General features: G+C 41.5%; 9 protein-coding genes, 12 tRNA genes and 3 rRNA genes. 20 read left to right on the top strand and 4 right to left on the bottom strand.

All coding sequences use genetic code 11. From position 1 onward, the window contains the following. Positions 1 to 292: 292 nt before the first annotated feature. The 15 genes from C7K43_RS00855 to C7K43_RS00925 all read left to right on the top strand — a co-directional run bounded on the left by C7K43_RS00855 (position 293) and on the right by C7K43_RS00925 (position 6295). Positions 293 to 1848, top strand: a 16S ribosomal RNA gene (locus C7K43_RS00855). 234 nt (positions 1849 to 2082) lie between these two features. Then, positions 2083 to 4998 (top strand): 23S ribosomal RNA (locus C7K43_RS00860). A gap of 85 nt (positions 4999 to 5083) precedes the next feature. Further along, positions 5084 to 5200 (top strand): 5S ribosomal RNA (gene rrf / locus C7K43_RS00865). The 16S, 23S and 5S rRNA genes sit together here with 12 tRNA genes alongside, the layout of an rRNA operon. Positions 5201 to 5213: 13 nt before the next feature. Next, positions 5214 to 5287: transfer RNA gene (locus tag C7K43_RS00870), tRNA-Asn, on the top strand. A 43-nt stretch (positions 5288 to 5330) separates the two neighbouring features. Beyond that, positions 5331 to 5419: transfer RNA gene (locus C7K43_RS00875), tRNA-Ser, on the top strand. 11 nt (positions 5420 to 5430) lie between these two features. Next, positions 5431 to 5502 (top strand) — tRNA-Glu (locus C7K43_RS00880). 13 nt (positions 5503 to 5515) lie between these two features. Beyond that, positions 5516 to 5588: transfer RNA gene (locus tag C7K43_RS00885), tRNA-Val, on the top strand. 3 nt (positions 5589 to 5591) lie between these two features. After that, positions 5592 to 5665, top strand: a tRNA-Asp gene (locus tag C7K43_RS00890). A gap of 22 nt (positions 5666 to 5687) precedes the next feature. After that, a tRNA-Phe gene (locus C7K43_RS00895) sits at positions 5688 to 5760 on the top strand. A 4-nt stretch (positions 5761 to 5764) separates the two neighbouring features. Further along, positions 5765 to 5845 (top strand) — tRNA-Tyr (locus C7K43_RS00900). A 5-nt stretch (positions 5846 to 5850) separates the two neighbouring features. Next, a tRNA-Trp gene (locus C7K43_RS00905) sits at positions 5851 to 5924 on the top strand. Positions 5925 to 5926: 2 nt separating this feature from the next. Next, a tRNA-His gene (locus C7K43_RS00910) sits at positions 5927 to 5999 on the top strand. An 8-nt stretch (positions 6000 to 6007) separates the two neighbouring features. Next, positions 6008 to 6079, top strand: a tRNA-Gln gene (locus C7K43_RS00915). A 41-nt stretch (positions 6080 to 6120) separates the two neighbouring features. Then, a tRNA-Cys gene (locus C7K43_RS00920) sits at positions 6121 to 6191 on the top strand. 19 nt (positions 6192 to 6210) lie between these two features. Continuing rightward, a tRNA-Leu gene (locus tag C7K43_RS00925) sits at positions 6211 to 6295 on the top strand. 146 nt (positions 6296 to 6441) lie between these two features. On the opposite strand, the gene C7K43_RS00930 is transcribed toward C7K43_RS00925, so the two are convergent. The 3 genes from C7K43_RS00930 to C7K43_RS00940 form a co-directional block, all read right to left on the bottom strand. Beyond that, positions 6442 to 7467: a DUF5067 domain-containing protein gene (locus C7K43_RS00930; RefSeq protein WP_124005117.1), complete on the bottom strand. Its 1026-nt coding sequence runs from the start codon at positions 7465 to 7467 to the stop codon at positions 6442 to 6444. Positions 7468 to 7906: 439 nt separating this feature from the next. Next, a complete protein-coding gene (locus C7K43_RS00935; RefSeq protein ID WP_124005118.1) occupies positions 7907 to 8380 on the bottom strand; it encodes an ImmA/IrrE family metallo-endopeptidase in 474 nt (157 codons plus the stop codon). A gap of 4 nt (positions 8381 to 8384) precedes the next feature. Further along, positions 8385 to 8711 (bottom strand): helix-turn-helix domain-containing protein, encoded by a 327-nt coding sequence (locus tag C7K43_RS00940; RefSeq protein ID WP_124005119.1) that lies wholly within the window; start codon positions 8709 to 8711, stop codon positions 8385 to 8387. Positions 8712 to 9178: 467 nt separating this feature from the next. Between C7K43_RS00940 and C7K43_RS00945 the strand changes: the two genes are divergently transcribed. The 3 genes from C7K43_RS00945 to C7K43_RS00955 all read left to right on the top strand — a co-directional run bounded on the left by C7K43_RS00945 (position 9179) and on the right by C7K43_RS00955 (position 11010). Continuing rightward, a complete protein-coding gene (locus C7K43_RS00945; protein WP_124005120.1) occupies positions 9179 to 9445 on the top strand; it encodes a phage holin family protein in 267 nt (88 codons plus the stop codon). A 52-nt stretch (positions 9446 to 9497) separates the two neighbouring features. Continuing rightward, positions 9498 to 10376 (top strand): N-acetylmuramoyl-L-alanine amidase, encoded by an 879-nt coding sequence (locus tag C7K43_RS00950; RefSeq protein ID WP_124005121.1) that lies wholly within the window; start codon positions 9498 to 9500, stop codon positions 10374 to 10376. A 178-nt stretch (positions 10377 to 10554) separates the two neighbouring features. After that, positions 10555 to 11010, top strand: a complete 456-nt coding sequence (locus C7K43_RS00955) for a GNAT family N-acetyltransferase (RefSeq protein ID WP_226996691.1) — start codon at positions 10555 to 10557, stop codon at positions 11008 to 11010. Positions 11011 to 11180: 170 nt separating this feature from the next. Here the strand turns inward: C7K43_RS00955 and C7K43_RS00960 are convergent, their stop codons facing one another. Continuing rightward, positions 11181 to 12005, bottom strand: a complete 825-nt coding sequence (locus C7K43_RS00960) for a PTS sugar transporter subunit IIA (RefSeq protein WP_124005122.1) — start codon at positions 12003 to 12005, stop codon at positions 11181 to 11183. Between the two features lie 263 nt (positions 12006 to 12268). On the opposite strand from C7K43_RS00960, the gene C7K43_RS00965 reads away from it, so the two are divergent. Then, positions 12269 to 12931, top strand: a complete 663-nt coding sequence (locus C7K43_RS00965; RefSeq protein WP_124005123.1) for an HAD family hydrolase — start codon at positions 12269 to 12271, stop codon at positions 12929 to 12931. 452 nt (positions 12932 to 13383) lie between these two features. Next, entirely contained in the window at positions 13384 to 14736 is a 1353-nt protein-coding gene (locus C7K43_RS00970) for a D-serine ammonia-lyase (protein ID WP_124005124.1), read from the top strand. Positions 14737 to 14849: the final 113 nt, after the last annotated feature.

A 14849-nucleotide genomic window follows, 5' to 3' on the forward strand; every position in this document is an offset into this window, starting at 1 on the left:
CAAAGGCGTTAAGTTAAACGCGTTATATGAGCCACGTAACAGTATTAAGTTAGCGCGAGATTTTATATCAAACTTTCAAAAAAAGTATTGACAAAAACTTGTCACGCTGATAAGATATAAAAGTTGCTACGGCGACAAACAGTAGACCTTTGAAAACTGAACAAAGCAAGCAAACGAACCAATGTGTAGGGCGCTTCTAAAAGAAGCAACAAACATTAACAACAACGCAAGCAAGACGCAAGCGTAAAAGTAACAAGAGCTGAAACGATCAACGGTGTTGATCGATCAAATTCAAGATGAGAGTTTGATCCTGGCTCAGGACGAACGCTGGCGGCGTGCCTAATACATGCAAGTCGAACGCTGCTTCGATCGAAACTTCGGTTTCTTTTGAAGCGGAGTGGCGGACGGGTGAGTAACACGTGGGGAACCTATCCATCAGCGGGGGATAACACTTGGAAACAGGTGCTAATACCGCATAAGGCTTTCTTTCGCCTGAAAGAAAGCTAAAAGGCGCTTTTTGCGTCACTGATGGCTGGTCCCGCGGTGCATTAGCCAGTTGGTGAGGTAACGGCTCACCAAAGCAACGATGCATAGCCGACCTGAGAGGGTGATCGGCCACACTGGGACTGAGACACGGCCCAGACTCCTACGGGAGGCAGCAGTAGGGAATCTTCGGCAATGGACGAAAGTCTGACCGAGCAACGCCGCGTGAGTGAAGAAGGTTTTCGGATCGTAAAGCTCTGTTGTCAGTAAAGAACAGGAAAAAGAGGCAATGCTTTTTCTATGACGGTAGCTGACCAGAAAGCCACGGCTAACTACGTGCCAGCAGCCGCGGTAATACGTAGGTGGCAAGCGTTGTCCGGATTTATTGGGCGTAAAGCGAGCGCAGGCGGTGATTTAAGTCTGATGTGAAAGCCCCGGCTCAACCGGGAGGGTCATTGGAAACTGGATCACTTGAGTGCAGAAGAGGAGAGTGGAATTCCATGTGTAGCGGTGAAATGCGTAGATATATGGAGGAACACCAGTGGCGAAGGCGGCTCTCTGGTCTGTAACTGACGCTGAGGCTCGAAAGCGTGGGTAGCAAACAGGATTAGATACCCTGGTAGTCCACGCCGTAAACGATGAGTGCTAAGTGTTGGAGGGTTTCCGCCCTTCAGTGCTGCAGTTAACGCATTAAGCACTCCGCCTGGGGAGTACGACCGCAAGGTTGAAACTCAAAGGAATTGACGGGGCCCGCACAAGCGGTGGAGCATGTGGTTTAATTCGAAGCAACGCGAAGAACCTTACCAGGTCTTGACATCCTTTGACCACGCGAGAGATCGCGTTTCCCCTTCGGGGCAAAGTGACAGGTGGTGCATGGTTGTCGTCAGCTCGTGTCGTGAGATGTTGGGTTAAGTCCCGCAACGAGCGCAACCCTTATTGTTAGTTGCCAGCATTCAGTTGGGCACTCTAGCAAGACTGCCGGTGACAAACCGGAGGAAGGTGGGGATGACGTCAAATCATCATGCCCCTTATGACCTGGGCTACACACGTGCTACAATGGGAAGTACAACGAGCAAGCCAAGCCGCAAGGCCGCGCGAATCTCTGAAAGCTTCTCTCAGTTCGGATTGCAGGCTGCAACTCGCCTGCATGAAGCCGGAATCGCTAGTAATCGCGGATCAGCATGCCGCGGTGAATCCGTTCCCGGGCCTTGTACACACCGCCCGTCACACCACGAGAGTTTGTAACACCCAAAGTCGGTGCGGCAACCTCATTAGAGGAGCCAGCCGCCTAAGGTGGGATGAATGATTGGGGTGAAGTCGTAACAAGGTAGCCGTATCGGAAGGTGCGGCTGGATCACCTCCTTTCTAAGGAAAAATTACGGAAGTTTTACACATCGTTTGCGCTTTGTTCAGTTTTGAGAGGTCTACTCTCAAACTTTGGTTCTTTGAAAACTGGATAGAAAAACAACAATCAACACCAACCGAGAATCGCGTTGAACGCGTTTTTGAAAGAGCTCAAAAAAGAAAGCGGCCATCGATGGGCTTTTATCGCTAAAAGTACAGAACCATCGTTGGTCCCTCGACTGCAAGGTCGAGTAAGGTTAAGTAGAAAAGGGCACACGGTGAATGCCTTGGCACTAGGAGCCGATGAAGGACGGGACCAACACCGATATGCTCTGGGGAGCTGTAAGTAAGCTAGGATCCAGAGATTTCCGAATGGGGAAACCCCGCATTTTTAATCGAATGTGGCTTGATCTGTGAATACATAGCAGGCAAGCGGTAGACGCAGGGAACTGAAACATCTTAGTACCTGCAGGAAGAAAAAGAAAACTCGATTCCCTGAGTAGCGGCGAGCGAAACGGGAAGAGCCCAAACCAGGATGCTTGCATCTTGGGGTTGTAGGACGTTAACAGCACAAGAAAAAGGGCAGCCAAAGGATCTGGAACGATCCGCCAGAGCGGGTAAGAGCCCGTAGGCGAAGGCCGGCAACTTGTTTTAACGGATCCTGAGTACGGCGGCACACGCGAAATGCCGTCGGAAACCGGGAGGACCATCTCCCAAGGCTAAATACTCCCTAGTGACCGATAGTGAACCAGTACCGTGAGGGAAAGGTGAAAAGCACCCGGAAGGGGAGTGAAAGAGATCCTGAAACCGTGTGCTTACAACAAGTTAGAGCCCGTTAATGGGTGATAGCGTGCCTTTTGCAGAATGAACCGGCGAGTTGCGTTGGCTGGCGAGGTTAAGTCGTAAAAAGACGGAGCCGCAGCGAAAGCGAGTCTGAAATGGGCGCTTTGAGTCAGTCGACGCAGACCCGAAACCAGGTGATCTACCCATGTCCAGGTTGAAGGTGCGGTAAAACGCACTGGAGGACCGAACCCACGTACGTTGAAAAGTGCGGGGATGAGGTGTGGGTAGCGGAGAAATTCCAAACGAACTTGGAGATAGCTGGTTCTCTCCGAAATAGCTTTAGGGCTAGCGTCGAGGAACGAATGATGGAGGTAGAGCACTGTTTGGACGAGGGGCCCCTTTCGGGTTACCGAATGCAGATAAACTCCGAATGCCATTCATTTTGCCTCGGCAGTCAGACGGTGAGTGATAAGATCCATCGTCGAAAGGGAAACAGCCCAGACCACCAGCTAAGGCCCTAAATGTATGTTAAGTGGAAAAGGAGGTGGGGTTGCTCAGACAACTAGGATGTTGGCTCAGAAGCAGCCATCATTGAAAGAGTGCGTAATAGCTCACTAGTCGAGTGACCCTGCGCCGAAAATTTACCGGGGCTAAACATACTGCCGAAGCTGTGGAATGCACCTTTAGGTGCATTGGTAGGAGAGCGTTCTAAGGGCAGAGAAGGCAGATTGTAAGGACTGCTGGAGCGCTTAGAAGTGAGAATGCCGGTATGAGTAGCGAAAGACAGGTGAGAATCCTGTCCACCGTAAGACTAAGGTTTCCTGGGGAAGGCTCGTCCGCCCAGGGTTAGTCGGGACCTAAGCTGAGGCCGAAAGGCGTAGGCGATGGCCAACAGGTTGATATTCCTGTACCTGTTGTCTTCATTTGAGTGATGGAGGGACGCAGGAGGCAAAAGAAAGCAGACGAATGGAAAGGTCTGTCCAAGCAGTGAGTCGGAGAAAGAGTGAAAGGCTTTTTCTTGTCAACGACCAGCTGTGACGGGGAGGGAAATTTAAGTACCGAAGTTCTGGCGTCACACTGCCAAGAAAAACTTCTAGCAAGAAGGCAATGGCCCGTACCGCAAACCGACACAGGTAGTCGAGGAGAGTATCCTCAGGTGAGCGAGCGAACTCTCGTTAAGGAACTCGGCAAAATGACCCCGTAACTTCGGGAGAAGGGGTGCTGCTCTAACGAGCAGCCGCAGTGAATAGGCCCAAGCGACTGTTTATCAAAAACACAGGTCTCTGCAAAATCGTAAGATGACGTATAGGGGCTGACGCCTGCCCGGTGCTGGAAGGTTAAGAGGAGTGCTTAGCGTAAGCGAAGGTACGAATTGAAGCCCCAGTAAACGGCGGCCGTAACTATAACGGTCCTAAGGTAGCGAAATTCCTTGTCGGGTAAGTTCCGACCCGCACGAAAGGCGTAACGATTTGGGCACTGTCTCAACGAGAGACTCGGTGAAATTTTAGTACCTGTGAAAATGCAGGTTACCCGCGACAGGACGGAAAGACCCCATGGAGCTTTACTGTAATTTGATATTGCGTGTCTGTACCGCATGTACAGGATAGGTAGGAGCCGTAGAATTCGGGACGCGAGTCTCGAAGGAGGCATCAGTGGGATACTACCCTTGCGTTATGGCCACTCTAACCCGCGCCACTTAGCGTGGCGGGAGACAGTGTCAGATGGGCAGTTTGACTGGGGCGGTCGCCTCCCAAAAGGTAACGGAGGCGCCCCAAGGTTCCCTCAGAATGGTTGGAAATCATTCAACGAGTGTAAAGGCAGAAGGGAGCTTGACTGCGAGACAGACAAGTCGAGCAGGGACGAAAGTCGGGCTTAGTGATCCGGTGGTTCCGCATGGAAGGGCCATCGCTCAACGGATAAAAGCTACCCTGGGGATAACAGGCTTATCTCCCCCAAGAGTCCACATCGACGGGGAGGTTTGGCACCTCGATGTCGGCTCGTCGCATCCTGGGGCTGTAGTCGGTCCCAAGGGTTGGGCTGTTCGCCCATTAAAGCGGCACGCGAGCTGGGTTCAGAACGTCGTGAGACAGTTCGGTCCCTATCCGTCGCGGGCGTAGGAAATTTGCGAGGCGCTGTCCTTAGTACGAGAGGACCGGGATGGACCTACCGCTGGTGTACCAGTTGTCGTGCCAACGGCATCGCTGGGTAGCTATGTAGGGCAGGAATAAACGCTGAAAGCATCTAAGCGTGAAGTCCCCCTCAAGATGAGATTTCCCCTTTCTTCAAAGAAAGTAAGATCCCTGAGAGAAGATCAGGTAGATAGGTCCGAAGTGGAAGACCCGTGAGGGTTGGAGCGGACGGATACTAATCGATCGAGGACTTAACCACAGGTTCAAGAGTTTTCGGTTGCGAATGGAGGTTGTTTTTCATCCAGTTTTGAGAGAACGAAAGGTTCACTCAACATGATTTTGTGTGTGGTGGCGATCGCAAGAAGGAGACACCTGTTCCCATGCCGAACACAGTCGTTAAGCTTCTTAGCGCCAATTGTAGTGAGGGGTTATCCCCTTGTGAGAGTCGGACGTCGCCACGCGGAAAATCATTATTCCGGCATAGCTCAGTTGGTAGTAGCGCATGACTGTTAATCATGATGTCGTAGGTTCGAGTCCTACTGCCGGAGTTCTCAAATGAGAAATTTGAAGAGTATGGGCTTCTTTGAGCTTGGAGAGTTGTCCGAGAGGCCGAAGGAGCATGATTGGAAATCATGTAGATGGTATTCACTGTCTCAAGGGTTCGAATCCCTTACTCTCCGTAACCAAGTTTGGTCCGTTGGTCAAGTGGTTAAGACACCGCCCTTTCACGGCGGTATCACGGGTTCGAATCCCGTACGGACCATTAACTGATACTCGGAGGTTTAGCTCAGCTGGGAGAGCATCTGCCTTACAAGCAGAGGGTCATAGGTTCGAGCCCTATAACCTCCATACGGTCTGGTAGTTCAGCTGGTTAGAATGCCTGCCTGTCACGCAGGAGGTCGCGGGTTCGAGTCCCGTCCAGACCGTTGTTATAAGTGTTGCAGTATTGGATCGGTAGCTCAGTCGGTAGAGCAACGGATTGAAGCTCCGTGTGTCGGCAGTTCGATTCTGTCCCGATCCATTATGGAGGAGTAGCGAAGTGGCTAAACGCGGCGGACTGTAAATCCGCTCCTTCGGGTTCAAAGGTTCGAATCCTTTCTCCTCCATTTATAGGGACATAGTTCAATGGTAGAACAACGGTCTCCAAAACCGTCGATGCGGGTTCAACTCCTGCTGTCCCTGCCATGGCGAATATGGCGAAGTGGTTAACGCACCGGATTGTGGCTCCGGCACGCGTGGGTTCGATCCCCACTATTCGCCCTTATTATTGGGATATAGCCAAGCGGTAAGGCAACGGACTTTGACTCCGTCATGCGCTGGTTCGAATCCAGCTATCCCAGTTAGTTATCCTATTGAAAAGTAGGAATCCTAATAGTATAATGGCGGTATAGCCAAGTGGTAAGGCAGAGGTCTGCAAAACCTTTATCACCGGTTCAAATCCGGTTACCGCCTTAGTACTAAATAATATCTTGCCGGCGTGGCGGAATTGGCAGACGCGCTGGACTCAAAATCCAGTGCCCGTTAAGGGCGTGTCGGTTCGACCCCGACCGCCGGTATTCTAACACCAACGTATTTTTACGTTGGTGTTTTTCTTTATTGATTAAAAGCCTCTAAAGACGTTGGTTTAACAATATCTTTAGAGACTTTTATTTTGTCTAGTACGCTGTTTACCAGGGAATGTGGAGCGTGCTTATTTTGTTGTTTATTCCCAACCTTGGAGTTCAGCCCAGTGAGATTGAATTTCTCCAGACGTCGCTTTTCTTCCTTGCTCAGCTTCGAATGCTTCTTGCCATTGATCGGCTTCTTCTCTCATTCCTTCTAGTTTTTCTTCATCTTCTTCTGGTTCATAGCTTTGCTCTTCTTCCATTTCTTTTTCAGATAAATAATCATCTAAATCAGTATAATAAGTTCCGTCATTTTCTGCTGGATTACCATACCACTTGTTCGATGTATATTCACCAATTTCATCTTCTGTAAGGCCGGCTTCTTTCGCTTCCCAATAATCATCTTGCGCTTCCGATTCTGTATCTCTCTCAGGAGCTCCTTCAATATCTTGTTTTTCGTTTTCCACTACTTCTGGCTCTTTTTCAGCAGCAGCTTCATCGTCCCAGTATTCATCCTTATTTTCCTTAGGTCCAGGAATTTCTTCTAAGTCTTTTAGGTCAATTTCATAAGGGTCAGAATATTCTTCTGTTTCTGGATTGACAAGCATTTGTAGTTGTACAGGTTCTTCTTTGTTGTCCAAACCAAAGGCATTGATAATTTCAACTTCTTTGCCAGGTTTTAAATCATTGGACACTGCATTTTCTTTATCTACTTGTTCATTGTAAGTATCAACATCATCTTCCGGTCCAAAAGCATCAGTTGAGTAATAATCATTCGATAGATCAACTTCTGATGTATCATTTTCTTGTGTAGCTGTGACAATCAAATCCAACATTTCTTGAGGGTTGATGTTTTCCTCTAATTTATTTTTTAAAGTATATGTGACATATAGACCAGGACTGTTCTCCATGGGACTGTTAATTATTTTTGCATCTTCATAAGTTAACGTGAAAGAGTCATTATCGAATACACCGTCTTTAAATGTTGATTCTGGTTCTTCTTCAGTCGTTTCTGTTGTGGGTTGTTCTGTACTTTGTGCACTTACTTCTTCATTGTTGTTCGAAGTACATGCTACCAAACTAAAACTGGATATCAATAAAACGCCTAATAAGTATTTTTTCATTTCATTCCTTCTTTCTAGCTATTTAAATATAAATAAACCATGACCTACAAACTATTTATAACAATTTTTTATTATGAAGAAAGTAATGTACGTTATTTAATGAGGTGATACTTTCTCTAAATAATAAAATTGAGCAGTGAATAACTCGGCTAGGTTTAAATTATAGTTTTGTACACCCATTTTAAGGATACCAAACGCAAGTTATGTTTTTCAAGATAAACTTTGTTTTAAAGTCCTTTAAATGGAGCTGGGGAAAAGTATGCATAATAAAAAGAGAAGCTTATCATACGGAAAAACGTACAGTATAATTTCTATTATTAGCGGTAAGCATAGAAATTGTACTGTACGATGTTTAATGCCTCTGTTAGAAATGCTAATACTACTTTTTATTTTTGTGAACAAAACTCTTTTAGAAAATAACTTGGAATATCCGAATTGATCAACTATTCAGTTTCCTTTTATGAACAGAAATCGTTCCATCTGCGTTAAAAATAAGGATATCGTTATTTTCTGTTAAAATTCCTCCATATTTTCTTCGATAATACTCGATGGCGTCATTAAATGTTTTGGAGGTTACATTCAAAAAATCAACGCAATCTTGAGTTGTTTCACATCCATTATCAAAACATTTTAATATATCGTCTGCAGTGACGACTAAAGTCGCTCCCACATCACGAGCTTTACGTTCTTGTTTTCGTTTCTCATTTGTATCCTGTGCAATAATATCTCCAGCACTTGTTAAATAGTGTCCAATTTCTTCAGACACCGTACTTGTTAGTTCTGTTTTTGTCTGATTAGGATTTAAGTAAATATAATTATCTACATTTAAGCCGCCTTGTTTTTTCGGCATATTATCATCATATACATAAGAAAGGTTTGAAAAAAGAGACATTAGTCCTTCTGCTTTATCCAAATAATCACTCCTTTTTATGTTTTTGTTTAATAAATTCAATATAGTTTAAAATGTCTTCCATTTCTTCTTCTGAAACGTCCTCATCTATATGAGCAGCTACTGTTTGACTTTTACTTTCAGGATTTTCATATTCTCTATTTCCTCTTCCTAGTAGGTAATCAGTAGAAACATCAAAATAATCAGCTAATTTTACGATAGTTTCTCGATCAGGATCATTTCTACTATTTTCAAAATGAGAATATGCTGCTCTAGATATTCCTAAGTAATCAGCAAGTCGTTGTTGAGTTTGATTTCTACTTGAGCGTAATTCTTTTAATTTTTGGCCAAACATTAAAAATCCCTCCTTTAACAATGATGATAACATATAACAGATACTTTTTGTATCTTATATGAATGAAAAGTTATAAAATGTATCTAAAAACTATTGACGTTACATATTGTATCTTGTATAGTGTATGTATCAGATACGGAACGTATCAAAAAGTGAGGTGTGTATATGAAATAAGTAATTAACGTGATGATTTAAAAGGAAGAGATATAGAATAGAATGTATCGGTTTTTTTACTGTTTTTGGGCCAAAGTAAATTTAGTGCTAAGAGAATTGTAAAAACTATAGTATATTTCAAAAGATATCAAAGCAAGCGTTTCAGTACTTTTTTATCAATTTATGATACATTATGTAACATAGAGTGAGGTGTTGGATAACATATAAAAAGAACAAAGTTGACAATTGCAAGAAAAAAATATTGTTTTATATGAAACAAGCGCAATGCCAAAAGCTGAAAGGGGGATAAGTAGATGGGTTTAGAAATTTTGAATGATCGCCTTGTTCCAATCATTGTAATAGCCTGTTTGATCGTTGGCTATGTGATTAAAACCACCCCGGTGCTACAGGTCGCTCGAGAGTACATTCCGTTTATCGTTTGTGTGCTAGGAGCTATTTTGGGTGGAACAGTAATCGGCGTAAGCGTTGAAGCTATCGTTATTGGTGCAGCCAGTGGCTTAGCTTCCACAGGCCTACATCAAGCATTTGCTAAAGTGCTGAATCTAAAAAAAGGGGAATAGGATGACGGACTATTTTCTTTTTTTAACAAAAAATGAAAGGAAATGATTAACGATGACATTACCAAAGACAGAGAAACAAATTAGAAAAGGAACACCACAAGTAGGAACTCCACCATTTAAGCAAATACATGCTCATTCAACGGGAAACCCTGATTCAACTGCGCAAAATGAAGCGGACTTTATGCAGACAAAAGATCTCAATACGGGTTTTTACACACATGTAGTAGGAAACGGTAGAGTGATCCAAGTTGCCCCCGTTAACCAGGGGAGCTGGGATGTTGGTGGAGATTGGAACAGTTGGGGTTATGCATCAATTGAATTGATCGAATCCCACCAGACTCGAGCTGAATTTGAAAAGGATTATAAAAATTATGTTGAATTGTTGCGTAAAGCAGCTAAAAACGCAGGTGTAGCAATTAGAGTTGACAGTGGCGAAGAGGGAATCCTATCGCATAGTTATTGTACACAACGTCAGCCGAATAACAAAAGCAATCATGTGGATCCATACCCTTATTTAGCCAAATGGGGTATTAGCGAAGCACAATTTAAAAAAGATGTAGAAAGCGGTGAAATAACCGGTGGTGGTAACAACAATATTCCTCGTCAAATCGTAGTTGATGGACAATGGGGCAATGATTGTACAAAACGTCTACAAGAATATTTCGGCACAAAACCGATTGATGGGATCATCAGTGGACAAATCAAAACAAGTGCGAACGCTAATGTTTATTCAGCTCAATGGGGTACAGGCGGTTCCAACGTTGTTCGTGCAATCCAAAAACAATTAGGCTTGGTTCAAGATGGAAATATTGGTTCAGGAACTGTTAAAGCGATGCAAAAACATTACGGTACAGCTCAAGATGGTATTATTTCGCCAGTTTCTGACATGGTTAAAGAAATGCAAAGGGCTTTGAATAAAGGTAAATTTTAATGATGAAAGCCGTTCCTTAATTGGAGCGGTTTTTATTTGATAAAAAGTTATTGTTGCTTAATAAGATGAATGACTGTTTTTTCATCTATTCATTATTTTGTATTATATATTTTGCTAACCTATAGTAAACTATAAGTAGTAAAAATCGATAATTCTCTTACAACAAAAATACGAAAAAATGGAGGGGATTAATATAGAAATTGACGTTTTTAAAAACAGTAGTCCACACTGGGAAAAACTTGCTGAAAAGATCGAGCAAGTAAATTGGGGTGCGGCGAAATATCTTGCCAATCGAATGCGCAAGGACTTTAAAGACTGGGAAAGCGTTATTGTAGCTATTGATGAAGACAAGATTGCAGGTTTTTGTTCGATTGTAAAGCAGGATATTGCTAGATTAAGTTATACGCCTTATATTGCAACAGTATATGTTGATCCTGCTTACAGAGGACAGCACTTATCCGCCAAAATGATTACAAAAGCTGAAGCCCAACTACAACACTTAAATTTTTCAGAAGTTTACATTCTTTCAGGGCTTGAGAATTTTTATGAAAAACTTGGCTATAAACCAGTGGGGAAAACAAGAGATATGTTTGACCGTAAGATGACGACTTTCTGTAAAAAACTTACTGACTAGACAAAACTGTTGCAGTATTTTTTCGTAAAACACTTAGTTCATGATGTTATGAGTCGTCAAAAATGAAAAGCGCACCTGTTTCTTCCAAAATTAGAGGAAATAGGCGCGCTTTTTCTAATTGTTCCATTTATCGCTTGTTTGTTTTTCGATAGCGTTATTCCATATTCAGTTTATTTTAAAACAATTTGGCCAATAGATTCATCTAGATCGACTTTCTTATCTTCATCTATCTCTAATGAATCGATCAAGTCTTGTGAGAGGGTAATAAAGATAATATCAGTATTTTTGCGATGGGTGCTAATATAATCTAAGTCCATTTCAGTTAGCAGGTCACCAGCTTTAACTTTTTGGTCCTGTTCGACAAATGTTTGAAAACCATGACCATTTAAATCGATTGTATCAATCCCCATGTGTACTAAATATTCAATATCATTTTCATCTTTGATACCGATTGCATGTTTTGTGGGAAATAAACTTACAATTTTTCCATTAACCGGTGAATGAACTTTTCCCTCTGACGGAGCAATCGCAAAGCCATCACCTAAAGTTTTCTTTGAGTAGATTTCATCGTCCACTTCCTCAATCTCTTTTAATCCACCTTTTGCTAATGGATAAAGAGGAATTGCGGAGCCTTTAGTTGTTTTTTGATTGTTAGTTGTCTTTTTTTGACCATTATTTTTTAAAGTAGGTGTTTTAGAAGTGTTACTTATGCCAAATAATCCAGCAATTGATAAGTGAATACTTCTATCTGTGCTAAGTTGACGAAAGGTTGGGTTGAATTTGTTAATCATAAAGTGAAAGACAAGATAGAACATGATAAACGAAATTGTTCCTAAAAAAGTTAAAGATAGTAAATTTTCACGAGTACTTGTTAATAAATTCCAAGAAAGCAATAAACTAAACGAACTAAAGAAAACGAGGACAGCATCTATTTTTAACCAGGTGTCAAACAAAGTATATAATGGTTTAAGTTTAGAAAAAACCTTGTCTTTCATGCTAGATCACCTTTCTTCTTATTTTTAACAAAGTTACTTTATCATCATCTTTTACTATATTCTAATATAATTGTTTTCTAATGTAAATAAATTAGTTTCGAATGAAACTTAATTTCTTTCGTTAGTACTATTTTGTGTTATTATACTATGTAAAAGTGGACTGAACTATAAAATAGCACTGCCAATGATAACTTAAAGCTTCAGAGAAATATGATACAATGATAATAATATGAAAAACTTGCTTAAATTAAAGGAGGAGAAGGATGCAATCGGTTATTTTTGATTTTAATGGGACTTTATTTAGTGATTCGGCGTTGCATGAACGTGCTTGGCAACAATTTATTCAAGGTCTAATTGGTCGTAAATTTACTAAGGAAGAATTTGATCAAATCCACGGACGCACCAATCATCTAAATATGGAAAGAATTTTAGGAAAGAAGCTTACGGAAGAAGAAGCTAACAAGTTGTCGGAAGAAAAAGAAGCGTTCTATCGCCAACTAGTACTAAAAGAACAACAAACACAGCTAATCGCAGGAGTAACTAATTATTTTGATTACTTACAAGACAACCACCAACCAATGAACATTGCGACCGTTTCTCCCAAAGTCAATCTGGATTTTTATTTCGAATTGTTCCATTTAGATCGCTGGTTTGATTATAAGAAAGTCGTTTATAACGATGGTTTGTTAGAAAGTAAGCCCGCACCTGATTTTTATGTCCAAGCTGCTTTGAATGTGGGGGCAGATCCTAAAGAAATGATTATTTTTGAAGATTCACCGATTGGGTTACAAGGTGCTTATAATGCTCAGGCGAAGCGAATTATTGCTGTGGCAACCGATAATAATCATGAAAAATTGAAAAAAACAGGATTAGTGGATTTTGTTATCGATGACTTTACCGACCCGCGGGTTAAGAAAATCGTTTAAAATCATTGGTTTAACTTATTTATCCATTCCAAAAGATTGTTGGAGGGAAAATTATGAATCTGAAGTATCCTGAAATTGACGAGGTTTTTCAATATATTTAGAACCTTTTACAAATGGAAAATTCAAAGGATTAACAAATAAGCAGATAAGTGCTAGAGTGAGTGACATTTTTACCATATGAAATGTGTGCCATTAAATGATGCAAAAAAGATAAACACGGCAAATTTTGCTTGTGTCTGTCTTTTTTCTTTACTTTGATGTTACCAGCTAGGAAATATAATAGCTCTAATAGACCCAAATTTTGCTATTAAGTTTGAAAAACATTTGAAAATTTTATTAATTAGCTAGATATGATAATTACTTGTTTACCTGAGACGTTTGCAAAATTACCGTAGTTATGATTATCATATGATAGTAGATTACAATTTGTTACAAAACAAAGGAGATATCAGATGGCATTAGATGAACAAGACATTTTATCGGCGGTCAAAGACGAGACAGAATTATTTTGGATAAATGATGAATTATTACCGGTACAAGAAGCTAACAAAAAAACCGAGTACTCACTTGAGGATATTCAAGACGCGGAGGCTCGTTTACAAAGGTTTTCTAGTTTTATAAGAAAAGCGTATCCTGAGACTGAAGCGACTTCTGGAATTATTGAGTCAAGTATAACTGAAATACCGGATATGAAATCATTTTTAGATGAAAAGTATAATAAAGTCCTTAAAGGGTCTTTTTATTTGAAATGCGATGACCAATTACCAATTTCTGGTACAGTAAAAGCAAGAGGTGCTATCTATGAGGTATTGAAACATGCTGAAAACTTAGCACTAGAAAATGGATTGTTAGCTAGTACAAAAGAAGATTATTCTGTATTTGCTTCACCAGAATTTCAAGGTTTTTTCTCCAATTATAATTTAACTGTAGGAACTACAGGAAACTTAGGGATTAGTGTAGGCACAATGGGGAGAAAATTAGGTTTTGATGTGACGGTTCATATGTCAATAGAAGCAAAAGCATGGAAAAAGCAATATTTACGTGATTTAGGGGTTAATGTTATCGAGCATGAATCAAATTTTTCTCTTGCTGTTAATAAAGGACGGGAACTTTCAGAGGCAGATCCTCAAAGCTATTTTGTGGATGATGAGCATTCTGAGTCGCTATTTTTGGGATATACGGTGGGTGGATATCGTATGAAAAAACAATTAGATCAAAAAGGCATCAAGGTGGATGCAGACCATCCGCTATTTGTCTACCTGCCCTGCGGTATCGGAGGAGCTCCTAGCGGTGTTACATTTGGGCTCAAACAAGCATTTGGAGATCATGTTCATTGCATTTTTGCTGAACCAACAAAGATGCCCAGCATGTTAGTTGGTTTAGAATCTCATCAATTTAATAATATTTCTGTAGAAGATATTGGCCTAGGCGGTTCAACAGTAGCTGATGGATTGGCAGTTCCAAGGACTTCAGCACTTGTTTCCAAGTTGATTCGTTATTACTTTAGTGCAGGCTATACTTTACAAGACGAATCGTTCCAACGTTTATTATGGAATCTATACGAAACAGAAGCGATTTTCTTAGAACCGGCAGCCGTTGCTGGAGTTGTGGGTCCTTATGCTTTAACAGTAACTCAAGAAGGTCAAAACTATATTAAGCAACATAGTCTTCAAAATAAATTAGCCAATGCTACACATATTGCATGGGCAACTGGTGGTTCTATGGTACCAGCAGATTACAGGGAAGATTTTATCGAAGAAGGAAAAAGAGCAGAAAAGGGTAAAATTAGCACGATAAAGGGATAATAGAGTAAAAATAAGAGTTTTTGAAATTTGACTCTATAAAATGGATAAAACATACGCTCTAATTTATTAGGTTAGGGCGTATGTTTTTATTTATACTTTAGCGTTAATTAAAA

The sequence above is a fragment of the Tetragenococcus koreensis genome (assembly GCF_003795145.1).
GTDB classification, from domain to species: Bacteria; Bacillota; Bacilli; order Lactobacillales; family Enterococcaceae; genus Tetragenococcus; species Tetragenococcus koreensis.

Excerpts from the sequence above, each read along its gene's own strand:
- C7K43_RS00930 (WP_124005117.1), bottom strand. The coding sequence starts at position 7,467 with ATGAAAAAATACTTATTAGGCGTTTTATTGATATCCAGTTTTAGTTTG.
- C7K43_RS00965 (WP_124005123.1), top strand. The coding sequence starts at position 12,269 with ATGCAATCGGTTATTTTTGATTTTAATGGGACTTTATTTAGTGATTCG.
- C7K43_RS00945 (WP_124005120.1), top strand. The coding sequence starts at position 9,179 with ATGGGTTTAGAAATTTTGAATGATCGCCTTGTTCCAATCATTGTAATA.
- C7K43_RS00950 (WP_124005121.1), top strand. The coding sequence starts at position 9,498 with ATGACATTACCAAAGACAGAGAAACAAATTAGAAAAGGAACACCACAA.
- C7K43_RS00955 (WP_226996691.1), top strand. The coding sequence starts at position 10,555 with ATGGAGGGGATTAATATAGAAATTGACGTTTTTAAAAACAGTAGTCCA.
- C7K43_RS00970 (WP_124005124.1), top strand. The coding sequence starts at position 13,384 with ATGGCATTAGATGAACAAGACATTTTATCGGCGGTCAAAGACGAGACA.
- C7K43_RS00940 (WP_124005119.1), bottom strand. The coding sequence starts at position 8,711 with ATGTTTGGCCAAAAATTAAAAGAATTACGCTCAAGTAGAAATCAAACT.
- C7K43_RS00960 (WP_124005122.1), bottom strand. The coding sequence starts at position 12,005 with ATGAAAGACAAGGTTTTTTCTAAACTTAAACCATTATATACTTTGTTT.